Genomic DNA, 20,142 nt, shown 5'->3' on the forward strand with positions numbered 1-20,142 from the left:
AGACTCCAGAGTTTATGCAAAGCGTCGACACAGAATCTCCCCGGCGCCCCGGGAATCACGGGTTCCGGAAAGCCTCGACAGGCCATAACCGGTCACACCGACCACCATGGAACGGACATGGAGGAAGAGGAAGAAGGAGAGGAGACTGAGGGCGCTGTACGAGGCTCTCGGGTCCTCAGGAGGTCTGCATGACCCACGACACCGGCAACGAGCCCGCGCGCGACCCGGGGCGCGATCCCGCGCGCCGGGTCACCCGCGCGGACGTCCCCGGCGGCCCCGCCGGCACCCCGTCCGGACCCACACCCCCACCCCGCCCCCGTGGTCACGGAGTGCCCACGTCGGAGCGGGTGGGCGGCGGCGTGATGGTCTCCATCGGGGCCCTGCTGCTGGGCATGCTGCTGGCCGCCCTGGACCAGACGATCGTCTCGACGGCCCTGCCGACGATCGTCAGCGACCTCGGCGGGTTGGAGCACCTGTCGTGGGTGGTCACGGCGTACATGCTGGCGGCGACGGCGGCGACCCCGCTGTGGGGGAAGCTGGGCGACCAGTACGGCCGCAAGCGGCTGTTCCAGACGGCGATCGTGATTTTTCTCATCGGGTCGGCGCTGTGCGGGGCGGCCCAGGACATGCCCCAGTTGATCGGGTTCCGCGCGCTGCAGGGCCTCGGCGGCGGCGGACTCATGGTGCTGTCGATGGCGATCGTCGGGGACCTCGTCCCGCCGCGCGAACGCGGGCGCTACCAGGGGCTGTTCGGCGCGGTCTTCGGTGCGACGAGTGTGCTCGGGCCGCTGCTGGGCGGGCTGTTCACCGAGCATCTGAGCTGGCGTTGGGTGTTCTACGTCAACCTGCCCGTCGGCGCGGTCGCGTTGGTCGTCATCGCCGCCGTGCTGCGCATCCCGCGCCGGGCCGAACGGCATGTCATCGACTACCTCGGCACCTTCCTCATCGCCTCCGTCGCCACCTGTCTGGTCCTGGTCGCCTCCCTCGGCGGCACCACCTGGGACTGGAACTCGCCGCAGATCGTCGGCCTGTCCGTGCTGGCCGTGGTGCTGGTCGTCGGGTTCGTGGCCGCCGAGCGGCGGGCCGCCGAACCGGTCCTCCCGCTCAAGCTGTTCGGCGTCCGCACCTTCACCCTGTCCGCCGTGATCAGCTTCGTCGTCGGCTTCGCGATGTTCGGCGCGATGACCTATCTGCCGACGTTCCTACAGGTCGTGCGCGGCGTGTCGCCCACCATGTCCGGCGTGCACATGCTGCCGATGGTGTTCGGGCTGCTGCTGTCCTCGACGGTCTCCGGGCAGATCGTCAGCCGTACGGGCCGCTGGAAGGTGTTCCCGCTCGTCGGCACGGCCGTCACCACGCTGGGCCTGCTGCTCCTGCACCAACTGGACGCGAACAGCGGCGACGGTGAGATGAGCGCGTACCTCTTCGTCTTCGGTGCCGGGCTCGGCCTCGTGATGCAGGTCCTCGTCCTCATCGTGCAGAACGCCGTCTCCTACGAGGACCTCGGCGTCGCCACCTCCGGCGCGACCTTCTTCCGGTCCATCGGCGCCTCGTTCGGCGTAGCCGTCTTCGGTACGGTCTTCGCCGGCCATCTCGGCGACAAGCTCACCGACGCGCTCGACGGGGCCACGCTGCCCTCCGGCGTCACGGTGGAGGGGCTGAAGGCCGACCCGCGCGAGATCGCCGACCTCCCGGCCGCGCTGCGCCCGCCCGTCCTCGACGCGTACGCCTCCTCCATCACCGACGTCTTCGTCTACGCCGCCCCGGTCGCCCTCCTCGGGTTCGTCCTCGCCTGGTTCCTGCGCGAGGACCGGCTGCGGGCGTCCGTGACGGCGCCGGACGCCACGGAGACGCTCGCGAGCAACCCGGTCGAGCGGTCGTCGTACGACGAGGTGTGCCGGGCGCTGTCGGTGCTGGGGTCCCGGGAGGGCCGCCGCGAGATCTACCGGAAGATCACCGCACGGGCCGGGTACGACCTGCTGCCCGCCACGAGCTGGCTGCTGCTGCGGATCCGGCGGTACGGCTGGGCCGAGCCCGCCGTGCTCGCGGAGCGCAGCACCGTACCGCTCGACGTGATCATGGCCGCGACCCGGCAGGCCGAGGAGCGCCGCCTCGCCCGTCGCGACGGCATCGACCTCGTCCTCACCGACACCGGCCACCAGGCCGCCGACCGGCTCGCCAAGGCCCGCGAGGACTCCCTCGCCGAACTCCTCGGCGACTGGTGGGGCCGCGACCGCCCCACCGACCTGATCCGCCTCGTCGAGGAACTCAACGCCGAGCTGTGCGGCTCCGACGAGGAACGCCCGCACGCCACGGGGGCGATCACCCGCCGGCCGAACGTCGGGCGGGGCTCCGGCACACCGCCCGCACCCCCTGGGCCGCCCGGCCCTTCCGCGTCGCCCGGTCCTCCTACGTCGCCCACGTCCCCGTCAGTGCCTTCGTGAACCAGTGGTCCGCGTACGGCTGGTCGTTGTGCGGGGCGCTCTCCACGTAGCCGAGCCGTGCGTACAGCGCGCGGGCCTCGACCAGGTCGCCCCGGGTGTCGAGCACCATCCGCTCGGCGCCCAGGGCGCGGGCCGCGTCCTCGGCCGCCGCCACCAGCAGCGCGGCGCCGCCCCGGCCCCGGGCCTCCGGCCGTAGGAAGACCCGCTTCAGCTCGGCCGTCGTGGCGTCCGCCAGCCGTACCCCGGCCGTGCCGACCGGCTCGCCCGCGTACCGTGCGACCAGCAGCACCCCGTTCGGCGGTGCCAGGTACTCCCCGGTGTCGGCGGCGACCTCCCGCTCCAGCTCGTCCGGGTCCGTGGTGTGCCCTTCGTGCAGCTGGTACCAGCGGTCGCTGACCTCCGTGTAGTACGCCCGCCAGAGGGCCGCGGCCACGGGGGAGTCGTGGGGCTCGGCAGCAACGGACCAGCGGGCCGCGGTGGATGCGGCGGCGGTCGTGGCGGCCGTGGCCGTCGAGGTCGGGGTGGGTGTCGCACGGGTCATGGCGGTCATTGTCGGGAGCGGGGGCGGGTGGCCCGCAAACGATTTACGCCGCCGTCGTCCCGTACGTCACACCCGCACCCCGCGCCTCGGGTCGTCGTGCCGCGCGCCCACGCCTTGCGTTCGCGCGCCGCCGCTTGCCGTTTGAACGACCCGGTTCGGGCAACCCGGTGCGAAACGGCCCGACGGGGCGAGACGCCCGGGCCGAGGACTCTGGAAGGCATTCATGTCCACAGGATTGATCATCGCTTTGATCGTGATCGTGGCGGTCGTGGTCGTCGTGGCCGCCGTCCTGACCCTGCGCGCCCGTAGGAGCGCGGGGGGCGGCGGCTCGCTGAAGCGGCGTTTCGGACCCGAGTACGACCGGACCGTGGCCCGCCACGACGGCGACGAGCGGGCCGCGGCCCGGGAGCTCGCGGAGCGGGTGAAGCGGCACGGCTCGCTGGAGAAGCGTCCGCTGCCGAGCGCCGAGCGCGAACGGTACGAGACGCGCTGGGCCACCGCTCAGGAGCGCTTCGTCGACTCGCCCCGTGAGGCGGTCGCCGAGGCGGACCGGCTGCTCTCGGAGGTGGCCGAGGCCCGCGGCTTCCCGGACGGGAACCGCTACGAGACCCAGCTGGAGGCGCTCTCCGTCCACCACGCCCACCATGTGCACGGCTACCGCCGGGTGCACCTCGCGGCGCACACCGCCGGCGACACCGCACAGGGCCGAGCGGGTGACGGCAACGGCGTCGCCCCCGGCACCGGCACCGAGGACATGCGCGAGGCCATGATCGAGGCCCGTGCCCTGTTCGAGGACCTGGTGACACCGGACCGCCGGGACGCGCGGGCAGACCGTGACGCCTCGGCCGGACAGCAGGGCCGCGCCCACCGCGACGGCTCGGCGCGCCACGACGGGCGCGACGGTGCGGCTGCCGACGGCCGCCACCGGTCCCATCTGCCATGGGCGCCGGCCAGGCGCCACGCGAAAGGGAGTTGAGGGGGATGACTGACGACGTGACGAAGGGCGAGAGCATCCGCGAACGCGGTCCGCGGAACACGCGGGAAGCCGACGCGAGGCGAGACGGCACGCGGGCGAGCGGCAACCCGCCGGGCACCCGCGCGGCGGACGCGACCGGCGACGCGACGGGCGGCACCGGGGCTCCCCTGGTGGCCGGCCACGACGCCACCGAGGGCCACACCGGCGGCCGTACCGAGCACCGGACGCTGGGCGTCCGTGACGAGCCCGGCCGGGGCCGCGGCGAGGACACGGCCAGGGCCACCAACGGGGCCGGGTCGCGTCTGCTGCCCCACGACGAGAGCGACAAACTGACGCTGCGGATGCAGCACGCGGTCGGCGAGTTCGTCGACGGGCCCCGGTCCGCCGTGGAGGAGGCCGATCACGTCCTGGAAGAGGTCACCGCCCGCTTCAACGACGCGATGACCCAGCGGCGCCGCACCCTCCGCTCCTCGTGGGAGACCACCGGCGACGACCGCGCCACCGCCACCGACACCGAACAGCTCCGCCTGGCCCTGCGCGACTACCGCGAGCTGACCGAACGGCTGCTGCGCCTCTGACGGCGACGGCGGCACACGCCGAGACCGCGCCCCGGGTCGTGCCCCGGGGCGCGGTCTCACGCGTGCCGGCACGGCGCGCCGCGGGGGAACCCCGGGCGGATGGTTGCGTTCCGGGGGCGCATCCACGGTGGACCACGGCCCGGTCGCTCCCGCGCTCCTAACATCCCCTCAGCTGCGTGAAATGTTCGAGGGGGCGGCATGGCGCGAATCGTGGGGATCGACCTGGGCACGAGGGGCGCGGTCGTCGCCGTGCTCGACGGTGGCGCCGGAGGGCAGTGGAAACCCTGCGTGGTCCCCAACGCCGAGGGGTCCGGCAGCACACCGTCCGTGGTGGCGTTCACGGCGGACGGTACGACGCTGGTCGGCGAGGCGGCCCGGCGGCAGGCCCTCGTCAATGTCGTCGGCACCGTCTCCCGCGTCAAGCGGCACATGGGCACCGACCGGCTCTACGTCCACGGCGGCAGGACCCGCGGGGCGAGCGGGATCACCGCGCTGCTCCTCGCCAAGCTCAAGCGGGACGCGGAGGCGTACCTCGGCGAAGAGGTCACCGGTGCCGTCGTCACCGTGCCGGCCCACTTCTCGCACGCCGCCCGCCTGGCCGTCAAGGAAGCGGGCGCACGGGCGGGTCTGCCGGTGCCGCGCCTGCTCAACGAGCCCACGGCGGCCGCCCTGTTCGATGGCATCGACCGCGACGACGAGATCGTCCTGGTCGTCCACTGTGGCGGTGGAACAGTCGCCTTCTCCCTGGTGGAGGCCGGGGACGGCGTCACCGAGGTCAAGGCGAGCCGTGGTGACGCCCGGCTCGGCGGTGACGACTGGGACAGGGAGACGGCCCGGCACCTCGCCGCCCGCTTCCGCGCACTGCACGGAATGGACCCGGCGGCCGACCCGACGTCCCTGCGCCGACTGTGTGAGGCCGCCGAGAACGCCAAGATCGAACTGTCGTCGGCCACCGAGGCCACGATCGAGGTGCCCTGCGTCGCGATGTCCGCGGCGGGGCCGCTGCATCTGCACGACCGGCTGAGCCGGAACGAGTTCCAGCACGTCACCCGGCCCCTTCTCGACCGGTGCGGGGCAGCCCTGGCGGAGGTGTTCGCCGCTGCGGCCATCTCGGTGTCGGAGGTGTCCCGGGTCGTCATGACCGGAGGGGCGACCCGGATGCCCGCCCTGATCTCCCTGGTCCGGGACCACTTCGGCGACCACACCCCCACCGTGGTGACGCAGCCGGGCGAGGGCGTCGCGTTCGGGGCCGCGCTCCAGGCGGGCGTGCTCACCGGGATCGTCAGCGGAGCCCTGGTACTGGAAGCCGCCTCGCACTCCCTGGGGGTCGCCACCCGGGGCGGTGCGATGAACAGGCTCATCGAGCGGGACACCACCCTTCCGACGCGGCGCTCGGAGCTGTTCACCCCGGTCCGCGACGTGGACGCGGCGGACGGAGCGATCGTCCGGATCCCGGTCTACGAGGGCGAGGAAGAGAACGTGGCCGACAACGCCCTCATCGGCGTCCTGAACCTCACCGACCTGACCGTGCCCCCGGAGGGCCGGGCGCCGGACATCGAGGTGGCGCTCGATGTCGACGGCGACGCCCTGGTGCGCGTCTCGGCGACGGACCGCGCCACGCGCACGACCTGGTCGAGGACCCCCGAGGGCATCTGCGCGGTGGAACACACCCCGCCCGACCAGGGCCCGAACCCCCGCGCCCGCACACTGCTCGGCGTGCTGCTCGGTGTCCTGATCCCCCTGACCCTCCTCGGCGGCATCCTGTGGGCGTTGTGGTGACCAGCGGCTCACCCCTCCCGGCGCTGCCGTCCCTCCCGGTGCTCTCGCCACTCGCGGACTATCTCTTCCACGTCGTACGGCTTCAGGCCGAGCGGTGGTCCCGGCGGGGGCCTGAACATCATGTCGCGGATCTTGGCGTTGATCTCGGTGAGGATCTTGCGGACGACGCGTTCGGAAGGGGCCTCGGCGGCCGTCGCGAGGGCGTCCTCGGCCTCCTTGCGCAGGGCCAGGGTCGGGGGCAGGACGGACATGCCCTCGCGGGCCATCTTCCTTTTGATCCACCACAGTTCGTCGTACGTGGTGTCGTCGCCCTCCAGGGGCCGGCCCGCGCCCGGGAGGGCCGTGAAGTCGCCGCGCGCCTCGGCGTCGCGGATCTGTTTGTCGACGAAGGACTCGAAGCTGACACCGGGGGGCTTTCGCTCGGTCATGCGTCCATTGTGCCGGAGCCCGCACAACAGGACGATCCGGCGATTTATCATGCGGCGGCGGCGCGCCAAACGCGCCGTGCGCAGCGACAATTGGAGTTTGACCCGTTAGGAGCGGTACGTGCTCGAACTCACCATGGCCTCGGTCTCCGAGGCGGACGCCGGGGCGACGGCCGGCATGCAGATGGCCGACGCGCCCAGCGAGCCGGGCGGCGTGCTCCGGGTGGGCCGCGATCGGGCGGTGTGCCGGCTCGCGACACCGGACGACTGGCTCTTCGTCTCCCGTGTGCATCTGGAGTTCCTGTGCGCCCCCGACGGGAGCTGGCAGGTCACCTGGCTGCGCGGCTCGCACGCCGACCCGTCCTCCGAGGTGCGGCTGACCCTGCTCGGCCACCAGCCCTCGCCCCTGCCGTACGGCGGCACGGCGAAGCTCCCGCACGGCAGCTCCGGCGAACTCGTCATCCTCGACCGCACGGCCCCCCGCAGCGTCAACGTGGGCTTCTACCACGAGGCCTGACAGGGCCCGCCCCGGGCGGCGGGGCCGGTGCGGCGGCGGGGTCAGTCGGTGACCCGGGCCAGCGCGAAGCCGTCGTACCCCTTGCTGCCCACGGTCTGGATCGCCGTGCCGTTCAACCTCGGGTGCGTGGCGATGAGTTCGATGGCGGCCCGGGTGCCGTGGATGTCCGGCTCGGTGCTGTCGGCGTCGGCGACCCGGCCGCCGCGCACCACGTTGTCGACGACGATGACGCTGCCGGCGCGGGTGAGCTTGAGGGCCCACTCGACGTAGTGCGGGTTGTTGGCCTTGTCCGCGTCGATGAAGACCAGGTCGAACGGCTCGGGGTTCTCGTCGGTCAGCTTCGGCAGTGACTCCAGGGCGGGGCCGACGCGTACCTCGACGAGGGCGTCGAGCCCGGCGCGCGCGATGTTGCGGCACGCGACCTCCGCGTGCCGGGCGCTGTACTCCAGGGAGATCAGCCGGCCGTCGGCGGGCAGCGCGCGGGCCAGCCAGATGGTGCTGTAGCCGCCGAGGGTGCCGATCTCCAGGATGCGCCGGGCGCCCTGGATCTGGGCCAGGAGGTGGAGGAACTTGCCCTGGCCCGCGGCGACGTCGATGGCCGGGAGCCCGGCCGCCTCGTTGTCGCGCAGCGCCGCGGCCAGGGCCTCGTCGTTCGGTGCGAGGTGGGTGGTGAAGTAGGCGTCGACGTCGTCCCAGGTCCGTGACTCGCTCATGAAGCAGTGCCTCCCGCGCCTTTCGTCAGGCTGGTTACTTAGAACGGCTAAGTAGGTGCGCTAAAGAATATAGGCGCGGGGTGGGCTCTCTGTCAGCGGTTCACCGATGTGTTTCAGCCGTTCGGTGCGGACTTGGGGCCGGCCGGGGCCTCGGGTGCCGGCGGCTGGGCCCCGGGCGGCAGCGGCGCTCCCGGCGGCAGGTGCGCTCCCGGCGGATAGGCGCCCGGGGTCCCCGGCGCGTAGGCGCCCGGCGGGACGAACGCGCCCGGCGGGGGTACGGGCGGCAGTTGCCGCTTGGCGTTGCGCTTGAGCACGATCGCGACGGCCACCGCCTTGATCGCCAGCACGGCGATGCCGATGCCGAACGACAGCAGCCAGCCGGGGATGCCCCAGACGGTCCACATCTCGTCCACGTGGATGACCTCTCGATAGGTTTCGTCGGCCGCGGCCCGCCGCAGCGTGTGGTCGCCGGAGATCCGCTCCGGCCGCGGGAAGTCCTGCTCGACGGCGGTGAGGAAGTCCGTGCCGCCAGCGGTCAGGTCGCCGAGCGCGCCGGCCGGCGCGCCGAGCCGGCCGGCGAACGTCACCTCCGGCTCGTCCCCGCCGATCGCCGAGCCCGGCTCCATCCGGTGCTCGGCGAGCACGTACAGGCCGAGCGCCTGCGGTGTGGCGGCCAGTCGCGACAGCCGCATCGGGTAGACCGGCTCGTCGCTGGCGAAGGTGAGGTGGAGCGGGTCGAGGGTGCCGGAGAGCGGGGCGGCGCCGGCCGCGTCCTGTGGCGCCAGCCGGATCGCCACGTACTCCCACTTCTGCCGGACGTACGGCTCCAGCGCCGTGTCCAGGCGGTCCGGGAGCCGGAAGCCGTTGTCGTCCAGCCAGTCGCCGAGCGCGCCGGAGTCGGTGGCGGTCAGCCGGGCCACGTCGAACGGGCCGAGCCGCTCACGGCCGACGACGTCCACCGAGGACCGCGGGTCCCCGGGCGCGGCGTCGCCCACCGCGCCGTCGCCCTCGAACATGTCGAACGGCCAGTCGTCCGAGCGCGGCCAGAAGTACTCCCGCTTCTCGTACGCGGGCGCGGTCTCCTCGTCGAGCTGGTCGAAGAGGGCCGCGTCGCCCAGCTCGACCGTCGCCCGGTTCGGCACCGGCATGATCCACGCGGCCGTCCGGGTGTCGCCGGAGACCGTCAGGCTCATCACGATCTGTTCCTCGCGGCCGTCCCAGCGCACCACGGACCGCTCGCGGCTCACATACACGCTCCGCTGGTCGTCCGGCACCATGGCGCCGCAGCCGCAGGCGTACGCCGGTGCCACGAGCGAGGCCAACTGAAGCCCCAGCAGCGCAAGTACGACCACCACGAGCCGTCTGCGTACCCCGCGCTCCTCGTGTGTCCGGTGCGCCTTTCGCGCCGGACGCGCGCGCCCCCGTACGAAACCCTTCATCCCCCGTGCCCTTTCCCTGCCCCGCCGTCGTGCCGTACCGCTCGGAGCCATGCTTCCAGGTGTTTGTCAGTGGCCTGTCACCAGCGTGCCCGTGATGCGCATCCATGATCCCCCTCCGTGATCCGCCTCGTGCCCTTGAGCGGGTCGGCGGCCCTTAGCGGACTATCGTCATCCGGACAGAATCAGGGCGACTCTCAGGTGAAGTCGGGGTTGCCCGCGTCTCCCCACCGGGACAGTGCGAGCCTTCTCGGGGGACGGTCGACGGGGCGGGAGGACGACGGCGCGTGGCGACGGAGCGGAGCGGACCGGGCGGTGCCGTGGGTACGGGTGCGACGGCGGCGCGGCTGGGGGCCCTGCGCGCGGTGCTGTGGCTGGTCGCCGGCATCCTGGCGGTGCGTCAGATCGCGCTCGTGCTCCACACGCCCAAGGGCGAGCGGCTGACGGACCTGGAGACCTGGGTCGGGCCCGACGGCGTCCTCCATGTGAACGGCTCGCTGTACGACTCGACGCGGTTCACCGGCACTCCCTTCGGCGGCCTCGTCCTCAAGCCCCTCACCCGTACGGCCGAACAGGCCCTCGGCTGGGGCTGGACCTTCGGCACCCTCCTCTTGGTCGTCGCCCTCGGCCTGGTCGCCGCCCGCGCCCTGCCCCAGCCCGTCACCCGCCGCACCGCCCTGCTCGCCGCGCCCGTCGCCGTCACCCTGCTGATGCTGTCGCTGCCGGTGCGCAACACCCTCTATCTGGGCCAGACCAGCATCATCCCCGTCCTGCTCGTCCTCGCGGGCTGCTTCGCGGTGCGGGGGGAGCGCACCAGCGGGGCCTTCATAGGGCTCGCCGCGGCCTTCCAGCCGACCGTGCTGCTGTTCGTGCCGCTGCTGTGGTTCACCGGCCGCGGACGGGCCGCCGTCAGCACCGGGATCACGTTCGCCGGGGCCACCGCGCTGGCCTGGGCCTCGATGCCGCACGACTCGTTCACCTACTGGGTGCACCACCTCGCGGGCGTCGGCCTCGGCGGCCGGGCGGACGACCTCGCCAACCAGTCCCTGCACGGCGCGCTGCTCCGGCTGGGACTCGAAGGCCCACTGGAGATCGTCGTCTTCTTCGCGCTGGCCGCCGCCGTCGCCGCGCTGGGCATGCGGCGGGCCGTGCGCTACGCCCGCGACGGACAGCTGCTGCTCGCCGTCGCGATCACCGGCTGTGTCGTCGTCGCCGTCTCCCCGACGTCCTGGAAGCACCAGCTGCTGTGGGTGCTGCTCACGGCCGTCGGCCGGGTCGGCACCCAGGCGTCCTCGCGGTACGTGTGGCCGGTCGCGGTCGTCCTGGTGATGACCCTGCCGGCGAAGATGATGGTCCCGAACGCGGACGTCCTGCACCCGGTCCGTGACAACGTCGTCCTGCTGGCCGCGCTCGCCGCCGCCCTCGTCGTGCCGTTCCTCTCCCGTACCTCGGAGTACTACCGGGCGCCCGTCCCCACGGAGTACGCCCCGAAGACGGAGACCCGTTTCAACTGGGCCCCGATGCTGCGCAGGGTGGCCACCCGGCCGAACCTGTTCCTGGAGCTGCTGCTGATCCGCGTCACGTACGCGGCCTATCAGCGCACCCGCCTGGAGGCCACCGGCAGCCGCGGCACCGCCGAGGAGCACGCCCGGCAGATCCTCTCCGTCGAGAAGGCCCTCTTCCTCGACGTCGAGCACTGGTTCAACCATGCCGTGGTCCGGATCGACTGGCTGCGGGCCTTCTTCGACTTCTACTACACGTCGTTCCACTTCGTGGTCCCGCTGACCGTCCTCGGCCTGCTCTACTGGCGCCGGCCCGCCGACTACCGCTGGGCGCGCTCGGCCATCGGCTTCACCACGGTCCTCGCGCTCGTCGGTTTCTTCTTCTACCCCCTGGCGCCGCCGCGGCTGATGCCCGGCCTCGGCGTCATCGACACCATCCACGGCGTCCAGGACTTCTCCCGGCCGGACTACGGCCGGCTGACCGAACTCACCAACCAGTACGCGGCGATGCCGTCCCTGCACTTCGGCTGGTCCCTGTGGTGCGGGCTCACGATCGCGATCGTCGCCCCCCGGGTGTGGATGAAGGTCCTGGGCCTGCTGCACCCCTTCTTCACGGTCCTGGCGATCGTCGCGACCGGCAACCACTGGGTCCTCGACGCGGTCGGCGGGGCGGCCGTCGTGGGCGCCGGCTTCGGCCTCACCTACCTCCTGACCGGGCCCCGCGCGGACGCGGCCCGCAAGGGCGACGGGGAGCCGGGCGACCGGCCCCGGCCCACCGACGAACTCGCCCCGGCCGCCCGGCGGAGGGACGGATGACGTCGGTGGACACCGGGGCGCGGCACTGACCTGCGGGGCTGGATCGACGGGCAGGCCCGCAAGCGCGACGAGGGGTTGGAGGCGGCCGGGCTGATGCTGCCCGCCGGCCGCGCCGCGGTGGACGTCGCGGAGGCGGCCGCGCCGCGGTGGACGTCGCGGAGGTCGACGGGCGGTGGGTGGCCGCCTACGCGCCGTCGCCGGAAGGGGAGGTGCCGGCCGACCTGCGGGGCGCCGAGACGCGCACCCGGAAGATCGCCGAGTGCGTGGCGATGCCGGCTCGGCACGAGACGGTCCATCCGCAGGGAGCCAGGCCGACGGCCCCGCCGACGCCCTGACCGGGTGCCCGCCGGCCGTTCTCGCGTGGCTGGACCAGCGGGATGCCGTCCGGTGTCTCGTCGCGGCCGGGCGGTGCGGGGACGGGCCGACGGCGCCGGGAGGCCGTCGGCCCGAGTGCGGGGGGCGGCGGTCAGGTGGTGACCTGGAGGTGCTTGACCCCGTTGATCCAGGCCGAGCGCAGCCGGTCGGGTTCACCGGCGAGTCTGAGGCCCGGCATCGCGTCGGCGATCGCGTTGAAGATCAGGTCGATCTCCAGCACCGCGAGGGACTTGCCGAGGCAGAAGTGCGGGCCGCCGCCGCCGAAGCCGAGGTGGGGGTTGGGGTCGCGGGTGATGTCGAAGGCGTCGGGGTGGTCGAAGACCTCCGGGTCGTGGTTGGCGGAGGCGTAGAAGATGCCGACGCGGTCGCCCTGCTTGACGAGCTTGCCGCCGAGTTCCACGTCCTGGGTGGCGGTGCGCTGGAAGGCGTTGACCGGGGCCGCCCAGCGGACGATCTCCTCGGCCGCCGTCGCGGGGCGCTCGCGTTTGTACAGCTCCCACTGGTCGGGGTGGGTGAGGAAGGCGTGCATGCCGTGGGTGATGGCGTTGCGGGTCGTCTCGTTGCCCGCGACCGCCAGCATCAGCACGAAGAAGCCGAACTCGTCGGAGGCGAGGTTCCCCTCGTCCTCGGCGGCCACCAGGGTGGTGACGATGTCCTTCGCCGGGCACTGCTTGCGGTCGGCGGCCATGTTCATGGCGTAGGCGATGAGTTCCATCGCCGACTGCTGGCCGACCTCCTCGGTGATGGCGTACTCCGGGTCGTCGTAGGAGATCATCCGGTTCGACCACTCGAAGATCCGGATGCGGTCCTCCTGCGGGATGCCGATCAGCTCGGCGATGGCCTGGAGGGGGAGTTCGCAGGCGACCTCGGTGACGAAGTCGAAGGAGCCGGAACGGGCGACGGCCTGGCGGGCGATGGTCAGGGCACGGTGGCGCAGGTTGTCCTCCAGCGCGCGGATCGCCCGCGGGGTGAACACGCGCTGCACGATCTGGCGGACCCGGGTGTGCTCCGGCGGGTCCATGTTCAGCAGGATCAGGCGCTGGGCGTCGATGGCGTCGCGTTCGATGTGCTCGTTGAAGCGGATGATCGCGGTGTTGACCGTCGAGGAGAACAACTCCGGGTGGGTGGAGACGTACTTGACGTCCGCGTGCCGGGTGACGGCCCAGTAGCCCTCGTCCGCGAAGCCCGCGAGGCCGGGTGCCTGCGGGATCCAGCGGACCGGTTCCGTGCGGCGCAGTTCGGCGAACTCCGGGAGGGGGACACGGTGGTGCAGCAGATCGGGGTCGGTGAAGTCGAACCCGTCGGGCAGCGCTGGACAGGGCATCGGCAACTCCTGACGGAGCATCAGATAGCAGGAATTGCGGTGACGGTAGTAACGGGTTCCAGAACAAGCAAGGGGTGCGCGCTCCTCAATCGGCTTCCAATTGCCGCACGCCCCTTGCGGTGCCGGAGCGGCTCTCCGCAGACTGCTCAAGAGAACTAGAACGCGTACTAGTTCTGCGTGGCGGGACGGGCCGGGACGCCCCGCGCCGCGCGGGTAACCGTCGAGAGGATTCCCATGGCCGCGGAACCCGTGATCGTCGAAGCCGTACGCACCCCCATCGGCAGGCGCGGCGGCGCGCTCGCCAATCTGCACCCCGCCTATCTCCTGGGCGAGACCTACCGTGAACTCCTCGGCCGCACCGGCATCCCCGCCGACTGCGTCGAGCAGATCGTCGGCGGCACGGTGACCCACGCCGGCGAACAGTCCATGAACCCCGCGCGCACGGCCTGGCTGACCATGGGCCTGCCGTACGAGACGGCCGCGACCACCGTCGACTGTCAGTGCGGCTCCTCGCAGCAGGCCTCGCACATGGTGGCCAACATGGTCGCGGCCGGCGTCATCGACGTCGGGATCAGCTGCGGGGTCGAGGCCATGTCCCGGGTGCCGCTCGGGTCGGGCTCCAAGCACGGGCCGGGCAAACCGTTTCCCGACGAGTGGAACGTCGATCTGCCCAACCAGTTCGAGGCCGCCGAGCGGATCGCCCGCCACCGGGGCCTCACCCGGGAGGACGTCGACGCGCTGGGCCTGCTCTCCCAGGAGCGGGCCGCCGCCGCGTGGGCCGAGGAGCGGTTCAAGAAGGAGACGTTCGCCGTCCAGGTCCCGACGACCGAGGCGGAACAGGGCGCCGGGCAGGGCATGTGGCGGCTCGTCGACCACGACGAGGGGCTGCGCGACACCTCGGCCGAGGCACTGGCCCGGCTGAAGCCGATCATGCCGACGGCCGTCCACACCGCGGGCAACTCCTCCCAGATCAGCGACGGCGCGGCGGCGATCATGTGGGCGTCCAAACGGATGGCACGGGCGCTGAAACTACGGCCCCGGGCCCGGATCGTCGCCCAGGCGCTGGTCGGCTCCGATCCCCACTTCCACCTCGACGGACCGATCGACGCCACCAAGGCCGTGCTGGGCAAGGCCGGGATGACGCTGCGGGACATCGACCTGGTCGAGATCAACGAGGCCTTCGCGTCGGTGGTGTTGAGCTGGGCGCGGGTCTTCGACCAGGACCTGGCGAAGGTGAACGTCAACGGCGGCGCCATCGCCCTCGGACACCCGGTGGGCGCGACCGGAGCGCGGCTCATCACGACCGCGCTGCACGAGCTGGAGCGTACGGACAAGGAGTTCGCGTTGGTGACGATGTGCGCGGGCGGCGGGCTGGCGACCGGGACGATCATCCAGCGGCTCTGACGGGCGGGGAGGAGAAAAGGGCCCTGCCGGTCGTCCCGCGGCCAGCAGGGCCTTCCCCCGTGGCGACAGGTCCCCCGTGCCGCCGTGTTCCCCCGTGGCGGCAGGTCCCCCGTGCCGCCTTGTTCCCCCGCGGCGGTCGGTCGTACCGCCGTTCCCCCGGTGTGCGCGGCCCCCGTACCGCCCACACCACTGATTTCACCGGGTCGCGCATTGTCAGGCACGGGGGTTCCGGCCGCCAAACAATGGCCGGACGCGATCTCTCCGCCCGGGCGGCCGGATGCGTACGTTGGTGGCGGACGGTGTGGGCGTGGTCGGAGGGGAACAGCGCGGTGGCGGGTCGTCGAGAGGTGCCGGTCGATCCGGGGGCCGGGCCGGTACAACGGTTCGCGTTCGAGTTGCGCAAACTGCGGACCGAGGCCGGTGGCCTCACCTACCGGGCGATGGCCGAACGGGCGGGCTACTCGATCACCACCCTCTCCCAGGCCGCGGGCGGCGAGCAGTTGCCCACCCTGCCGGTGGCCCTGGCCTTCGTACGGGCCTGCGGGGGTGATCCGGCCGAGTGGGAGGCCCGCTGGCACCAGGCGGTCGAGGAGGCCGCCGCCGTCGACCCGGACGGCGACGAGACGGCCGCGGATCCGCCGTACCGGGGCCTCGCCCGGTTCGAGACCGGTGACAGCGGCCTCTTCTTCGGCCGGGACCGGCTCACCGCCGACCTCGTGGACCTGATGCGCCGCCGACGGTTCGCGGCGGTCTTCGGCCCCTCCGGCATCGGCAAGTCCTCCCTCCTGCGCGCCGGTCTGATCCCCGTCCTCAGGCAGTGCGAGGAGCCGGGCCTGCGCCCGTCCGCGATCCGCGTCCTGACCCCCGGCGACCATCTGGCCCGCACCCACGAGCTGTTGCGCGAGGTGAGCGGCGGCGGCACCGGCGGCGGTGACACGCTCGTCGTCGTCGACCAGTTCGAGGAGGTCTTCACCCTCTGCCACGACGCCGCCGAACGCGCCCGTTTCATCGACCTGTTGCTCACCGCTCGCGAACCGGCGAGCGGACTGCGGGTGCTGCTGGCGGTACGCGCGGACTTCTACGGCCGGTGCGCCGAGCACCGGGCGCTGGCCGAGGCGCTCGGCGACGCCAACCTGCTGGCGGGGCCCATGAGTCCGGCCGAACTGCGGGAGGTCGTCGTCAAGCCGGCCGCGGCCGCCGGCCTCACCGTGGAACGGGCGCTGACCACCCGGCTGGTCGAGGAGATCACCGACGCGCCCGGCGGACTGCCGCTGCTGTCGCACGTCCTGCTGGAGACCTGGCGCCGCCGCCGGGGCAAGACCCTGACCCTCGCCGGGTACGAGGCGGCCGGCGGCCTGGACGGGGCGATCGCCAAGACCGCCGAGGACGTCCACGCAGGGTTCACCGCGAGCGAGGCCGCCACCGCCCGCCGGGTGCTGCTGCGGCTCATCTCGCCCGGCGACGGCACACCCGACACCCGCCGGCCCGCCGAACGGGCCGAGCTGGAGACCACCGGCACCGGACGGGAGGAGGTCGCCCGGGTCCTGGAGGCGCTCACCCGGGCCCGCCTCCTCACCCTCGACGGCCCCACCGTGGACCTCGCCCACGAGGCCCTCATCACCGCCTGGCCCCGGCTGCGCGGCTGGATCGAGGAGGACCGGGACCGGCTGCGCGCCCACCGGCAACTGACCGAGGCCGCCCGTTCCTGGGAGGAGCTGGGCCGCGACGCCGGCGCGCTGTACCGGGGGAGCCGGCTCGTCAGGGCGCGGGAGTACTTCGCGGGTCCGGGCCACACCGACGACCTGACCGACCAGGAGGCCGCCTTCCTCGCGGCCGGACTCGGCGCGCTGGAGGAGGAGGAACGTGCCGAGGCCCGCACCACCCGCCGGCTGCGTGTCCTCGTCGGCTCCCTGGCCTGCCTCCTCGCCCTCGCCCTGACCGCGACCGCCGTCGCCTACTGGCAGCGCCAGAGCGCCCTGGACGCCCAACGCGAGGGCCTCTCCCGTCAGTTGGCCGCACAGTCCGCCGCCCTGCTGGACAGCGACACCGACCTCGCGTCGCTGCTGGCCATCAAGGCGTACCGCACCAGCCCCACCAGGGAGGCCACCCGGAGTCTGTACGCCGCCGCGGCCGTCCCCCTCGAACGCCGGCTGACCGGACACGCCGGGACCGTCTCCGCGCTGGTCTACAGCCCCGACGGGAAGACCCTCGCCGGCGGCAGCTACGACGGCACGGTACGGCTGTGGGACACCGGGACCGGACGGACCCGGCAGGTGCTCGCGGGCCGCGCGGACGCGGACGACCCCGATCTCGTCCGCACCGTGGCCTTCGGCCCGGACGGCAGGACCCTCGCCACGAGTCACAACGACGACGCCCGGCTGTGGGACCTGGACACCGGACGCGTACGGGACACGGTCGCGCTGCGCAGACCCGACGACGACAACATGGCGGCGGTCGGCTTCGACCGCTCCGGCCGCGCGCTCGCCGTCGCCGAGAGCGGACAGGTCCTGGACGTGGCCACCGGCCGGGTCGAGGCCACCCTGAAGGGGCCCACCGGGCTGGAGATGGCGGTGGCGTTCAGTCCCGACGGACGCACCCTCGCCACCAGCACCCGCGACCGCACCGCCCAACTCTGGGACCTGCGGACCGGGAAGGTGCTCGCCACCCTCAGAAGCAGTACGGGCGTGGTCAGTTCACTGGCCTTCGACGCGGCCGGGAAGACGCTCGCCACGGGCACCGAGGACGGCACCGTCCATTTGTGGGACGTGGCCGACGGCAGCCGGCGCACCACCCTCACCAGCGCCAGCAGCAGGGTCGAGTCCATGGCGTTCGCCCCCGACGGCGAAACCCTGGCCGCCGGCAGCTACGACGGCACGGTACGCCTCTGGGACCCTGCCACCGGCCGCGCCCGTTCCACCCTGACCGGGCACACCAGCCCCGTCATGTCGGTGGCGTTCGCTCCCGATGGACGCGAACTGGCGGCGGGCAACGAGGCCGACGTCTTCGGCGGCGGTGACGTCGCGGTCCGGCTGTGGAAGGCGGGCACGGACCGGCCCCGGGCGACGCTGCGGGTCCCCGGCGGCGACCTGCGGTCGGTGGCCTACAGCCCCGACGGCGACACCATGGCGACCAGCAGCGTCCGGATGTCCGACGACCCCAGGGACGAGACCGGCTCGGTGCGGCTCTGGGACACGGCCACCCGCCGCACGCGCGCCGTGCTCGACGAGGCGCTCACGCATGTCGAGGAGATCCACTTCAGCCCCGACGGCAGGACGCTCGCCCTCACCGACGACGCCGGGGCCGAGCTGTGGGACGTCCGCACCCGCCGGCCGCGGGCCACTCTGCCCGCGCGGTTCGTCAACGGGATGGCGTTCAGCCCCGACGGCCGCACCCTGGTCACGGTGGGCGACGGCCTCGTCCTGTGGGACGCCCGGACCGGGCGCCCGCGCGTGGAACTCCCCAAGGCCGAGGAGGGCTCGCCGCTGGCGTTCAGCCCCACGGGCGAGGTGTTCGCCACCACCGGCGGGCAGGAGGCGGAGATCCGGCTGCGCGATCCCGCCACCGGGCGCGTCGTGCGCAGGCTCACGGAACCGGCGGGCGGCGCCACGTCCGAGGGGGCGCGGGACGACCCGGCCATGATGTTCCGGCAGGTGGAGTCGATGGCCTTCAGCCCGGACGGCCGCACCCTCGCCTCCGCCGACTCCGACGGCACGGTACGGCTGTGGGACACCGGCACCGGAGACCTCGACGCCACGCTCACCGTCAGTCTCACCCAGGGCCCGGTCACGCTGGCGTTCAGCCCCGACGGCCGGACGCTCGCCACGGCCGGGGGCGGCGCGGTACGGCTGTGGGACACCGCCACCCGGTACGCCCGGGCGACCTTCCCCGGCGGCGGGGCGCGGCTGGCCTTCAGCCCCGACGGCCGCACCCTCGCGGTCGGCGACCAGGGCGACCGTCTCCGCCTGTGGGACGTCGACCTGCCTCTCCCCGCCGAGGTGATCGACCACACCTGCCGCGCCGTCCACCGCGACCTCACCCAGCAGGAACGGGCCCTGTATCTGCCGGATCAGGAGTCGGGCCGAGTGTGCTGAACTCGCGGACACATTGGCCCTAAGGGCACTGCCCCAAGAGTCGATTTCGCCCAACTGGCCTCACCCGTAACGTCGTTGCACGAAACACCGAACTCCAGTTCCCGCAGGGGCGTTTTGTACGGCGACCGCCCCTTGGCACGGAAGGACGGTCGTCTGCGTGTCCACGACTGCAACAGTCCGCAGAGCACCACTGATAGCCATGGCCTCGGCCCTCTTCATCACCGGGTTCGCCGCCGAGTCCACCCCGGCGGTGGCCTCCCAGAGCGGTGAACAGCTCCGTACGGTCGCCGCGTTCGGCACCGTCGCCTCCGCCGGCACGGTCGAGGCGACCGCCGCGAAGGCCAGGACCAGCTACACCCGCACCCGGGGCAGCACCAGCGAGCCCTTCGTGCTCACGGTCGTCGACACCAAGGGCAAGGTGCGCGGCACGATGGGCGGCACCGCGAGCCAGTCGGAGAAGCTGAACTCCAAGTCGCACGACTGGACCCGCACCCTCAAGATCAAGATCACCAGCGCCACCGGCGCGGCCAAGAACGGCGCGAAGATCAACACGAAGATCTCGTGCGGCAAGGGCGCCCGCCGCTGTCAGCCCTCCGCCGCGGTCAAGGGCACCCTGAAGACGGGCCGGACCTACACCGCGACCTGGAAGATCCACTCGCCGGGCAAGAAGACCGTCACCCACAAGCCGGTCCCCGTCGCCACGATCAGCGTGACCGGCGCGACCCCGGACAACAGCTCCCCGGTCACCATGCGCGGCGTCCGCTGCGACAGCGTGTCGTACCTGGGCAAGCCCGGTTGCGTCTACGCCTCCTGGCTACCCAGCTTCACCCTGTCCCGCAAGGACAGCGCGGTGAAGGAGGCCGCCCAGCACGTCTACGACGCCCAGCGCAAGGTCAAGGGCAAGCCGGGCCTGTCCAAGCCCCTGCACCGACTGACCGGCAAGAAGAAGATCGACAAGAACCGCTCGATCGTCTGCAAGAAGTCGTACAAGCGGCCCAAGGGCAAGTCCTGCGACGAGTACCCCATGGCGTCCACCCGCGAGGGCGGCGGGCAGGAGTCCAAGGGCCTGAGCAGCCACCGCATGATCAACGCCAAGCAGAACAGCAAGGCGGGGACCCGGCTCAACCAGTTCTACGGCCAGAACCGGATCATCGACGGCGACGGGTTCTTCGTGAAGGTCAAGTAGCCAGTGCTACGGGGCAAGTAGCTGACGTAGCCTCG

The 20,142-nt window shown here is 72.6% G+C and carries 15 protein-coding genes; 10 read left to right on the top strand and 5 right to left on the bottom strand.

What is annotated here, in order from left to right:
- Positions 1-362 precede the first annotated feature (362 nt).
- On the top strand, positions 363-2,444 hold the full coding sequence (locus tag ACZ52C_RS01395) for an MDR family MFS transporter (RefSeq protein ID WP_469073403.1): 2,082 nt from the start codon (positions 363-365) through the stop codon (positions 2,442-2,444).
- On the opposite strand, the gene ACZ52C_RS01400 is transcribed toward ACZ52C_RS01395, so the two are convergent.
- Positions 2,410-2,985 carry a GNAT family N-acetyltransferase gene (locus ACZ52C_RS01400; protein WP_469072846.1) on the bottom strand — a complete coding sequence of 192 codons (576 nt, stop codon included), beginning with the start codon at positions 2,983-2,985 and terminating at the stop codon, positions 2,410-2,412. The two genes, ACZ52C_RS01395 and ACZ52C_RS01400, sit on opposite strands and share 35 nt — an antisense overlap.
- A 223-nt stretch (positions 2,986-3,208) precedes the next feature.
- Between ACZ52C_RS01400 and ACZ52C_RS01405 the strand changes: the two genes are divergently transcribed.
- The 3 genes from ACZ52C_RS01405 to ACZ52C_RS01415 all read left to right on the top strand — a co-directional run bounded on the left by ACZ52C_RS01405 (position 3,209) and on the right by ACZ52C_RS01415 (position 6,318).
- Positions 3,209-3,961, top strand: coding sequence for a hypothetical protein (locus tag ACZ52C_RS01405; protein WP_469072847.1), 753 nt, complete (start codon positions 3,209-3,211; stop codon positions 3,959-3,961).
- A gap of 5 nt (positions 3,962-3,966) precedes the next feature.
- Positions 3,967-4,539, top strand: coding sequence for a hypothetical protein (locus tag ACZ52C_RS01410; protein ID WP_469072848.1), 573 nt, complete (start codon positions 3,967-3,969; stop codon positions 4,537-4,539).
- A gap of 198 nt (positions 4,540-4,737) precedes the next feature.
- Positions 4,738-6,318: an Hsp70 family protein gene (locus tag ACZ52C_RS01415; RefSeq protein ID WP_469072849.1), complete on the top strand. Its 1,581-nt coding sequence runs from the start codon at positions 4,738-4,740 to the stop codon at positions 6,316-6,318.
- A gap of 8 nt (positions 6,319-6,326) precedes the next feature.
- On the opposite strand, the gene ACZ52C_RS01420 is transcribed toward ACZ52C_RS01415, so the two are convergent.
- A complete protein-coding gene (locus ACZ52C_RS01420; protein ID WP_469072850.1) occupies positions 6,327-6,746 on the bottom strand; it encodes a DnaJ family domain-containing protein in 420 nt (139 codons plus the stop codon).
- A 118-nt stretch (positions 6,747-6,864) separates the two neighbouring features.
- Between ACZ52C_RS01420 and ACZ52C_RS01425 the strand changes: the two genes are divergently transcribed.
- Positions 6,865-7,260, top strand: coding sequence for an FHA domain-containing protein (locus ACZ52C_RS01425; protein ID WP_045557963.1), 396 nt, complete (start codon positions 6,865-6,867; stop codon positions 7,258-7,260).
- Between the two features lie 41 nt (positions 7,261-7,301).
- Here the strand turns inward: ACZ52C_RS01425 and ACZ52C_RS01430 are convergent, their stop codons facing one another.
- Together ACZ52C_RS01430 and ACZ52C_RS01435 are read right to left on the bottom strand one after the other, a co-directional pair.
- Positions 7,302-7,973, bottom strand: a complete 672-nt coding sequence (locus tag ACZ52C_RS01430; protein WP_469072851.1) for an O-methyltransferase — start codon at positions 7,971-7,973, stop codon at positions 7,302-7,304.
- Between the two features lie 113 nt (positions 7,974-8,086).
- Positions 8,087-9,328, bottom strand: coding sequence for a DUF2330 domain-containing protein (locus ACZ52C_RS01435; protein WP_469072852.1), 1,242 nt, complete (start codon positions 9,326-9,328; stop codon positions 8,087-8,089).
- A gap of 368 nt (positions 9,329-9,696) precedes the next feature.
- On the opposite strand from ACZ52C_RS01435, the gene ACZ52C_RS01440 reads away from it, so the two are divergent.
- Complete coding sequence (locus tag ACZ52C_RS01440) at positions 9,697-11,727, top strand: bifunctional glycosyltransferase 87/phosphatase PAP2 family protein (protein WP_469072853.1); 2,031 nt, start codon at positions 9,697-9,699, stop codon at positions 11,725-11,727.
- 146 nt (positions 11,728-11,873) lie between these two features.
- Entirely contained in the window at positions 11,874-12,062 is a 189-nt protein-coding gene (locus ACZ52C_RS01445) for a hypothetical protein (RefSeq protein ID WP_469072854.1), read from the top strand.
- 131 nt (positions 12,063-12,193) lie between these two features.
- Here the strand turns inward: ACZ52C_RS01445 and ACZ52C_RS01450 are convergent, their stop codons facing one another.
- Positions 12,194-13,426 carry a cytochrome P450 gene (locus tag ACZ52C_RS01450; RefSeq protein WP_469072855.1) on the bottom strand — a complete coding sequence of 411 codons (1,233 nt, stop codon included), beginning with the start codon at positions 13,424-13,426 and terminating at the stop codon, positions 12,194-12,196.
- Between the two features lie 234 nt (positions 13,427-13,660).
- On the opposite strand from ACZ52C_RS01450, the gene ACZ52C_RS01455 reads away from it, so the two are divergent.
- The 3 genes from ACZ52C_RS01455 (at position 13,661) to ACZ52C_RS01465 (ending at position 20,107) form a co-directional block, all read left to right on the top strand.
- Positions 13,661-14,830, top strand: coding sequence for a steroid 3-ketoacyl-CoA thiolase (locus ACZ52C_RS01455; protein ID WP_469072856.1), 1,170 nt, complete (start codon positions 13,661-13,663; stop codon positions 14,828-14,830).
- 329 nt (positions 14,831-15,159) lie between these two features.
- Complete coding sequence (locus ACZ52C_RS01460; RefSeq protein WP_469072857.1) at positions 15,160-18,921, top strand: nSTAND1 domain-containing NTPase; 3,762 nt, start codon at positions 15,160-15,162, stop codon at positions 18,919-18,921.
- A 157-nt stretch (positions 18,922-19,078) separates the two neighbouring features.
- A complete protein-coding gene (locus ACZ52C_RS01465) occupies positions 19,079-20,107 on the top strand; it encodes a NucA/NucB deoxyribonuclease domain-containing protein (protein ID WP_469072858.1) in 1,029 nt (342 codons plus the stop codon).
- Positions 20,108-20,142 lie beyond the last annotated feature (35 nt).

Source organism: Streptomyces sp. NPDC034049, assembly GCF_055575575.1.

Excerpts from the sequence above, each read along its gene's own strand:
- ACZ52C_RS01410 (WP_469072848.1), top strand. The coding sequence starts at position 3,967 with ATGACTGACGACGTGACGAAGGGCGAGAGCATCCGCGAACGCGGTCCG.
- ACZ52C_RS01395 (WP_469073403.1), top strand. The coding sequence starts at position 363 with ATGGTCTCCATCGGGGCCCTGCTGCTGGGCATGCTGCTGGCCGCCCTG.
- ACZ52C_RS01430 (WP_469072851.1), bottom strand. The coding sequence starts at position 7,973 with ATGAGCGAGTCACGGACCTGGGACGACGTCGACGCCTACTTCACCACC.
- ACZ52C_RS01400 (WP_469072846.1), bottom strand. The coding sequence starts at position 2,985 with ATGACCCGTGCGACACCCACCCCGACCTCGACGGCCACGGCCGCCACG.
- ACZ52C_RS01455 (WP_469072856.1), top strand. The coding sequence starts at position 13,661 with ATGGCCGCGGAACCCGTGATCGTCGAAGCCGTACGCACCCCCATCGGC.
- ACZ52C_RS01405 (WP_469072847.1), top strand. The coding sequence starts at position 3,209 with ATGTCCACAGGATTGATCATCGCTTTGATCGTGATCGTGGCGGTCGTG.
- ACZ52C_RS01420 (WP_469072850.1), bottom strand. The coding sequence starts at position 6,746 with ATGACCGAGCGAAAGCCCCCCGGTGTCAGCTTCGAGTCCTTCGTCGAC.
- ACZ52C_RS01450 (WP_469072855.1), bottom strand. The coding sequence starts at position 13,426 with ATGCCCTGTCCAGCGCTGCCCGACGGGTTCGACTTCACCGACCCCGAT.
- ACZ52C_RS01415 (WP_469072849.1), top strand. The coding sequence starts at position 4,738 with ATGGCGCGAATCGTGGGGATCGACCTGGGCACGAGGGGCGCGGTCGTC.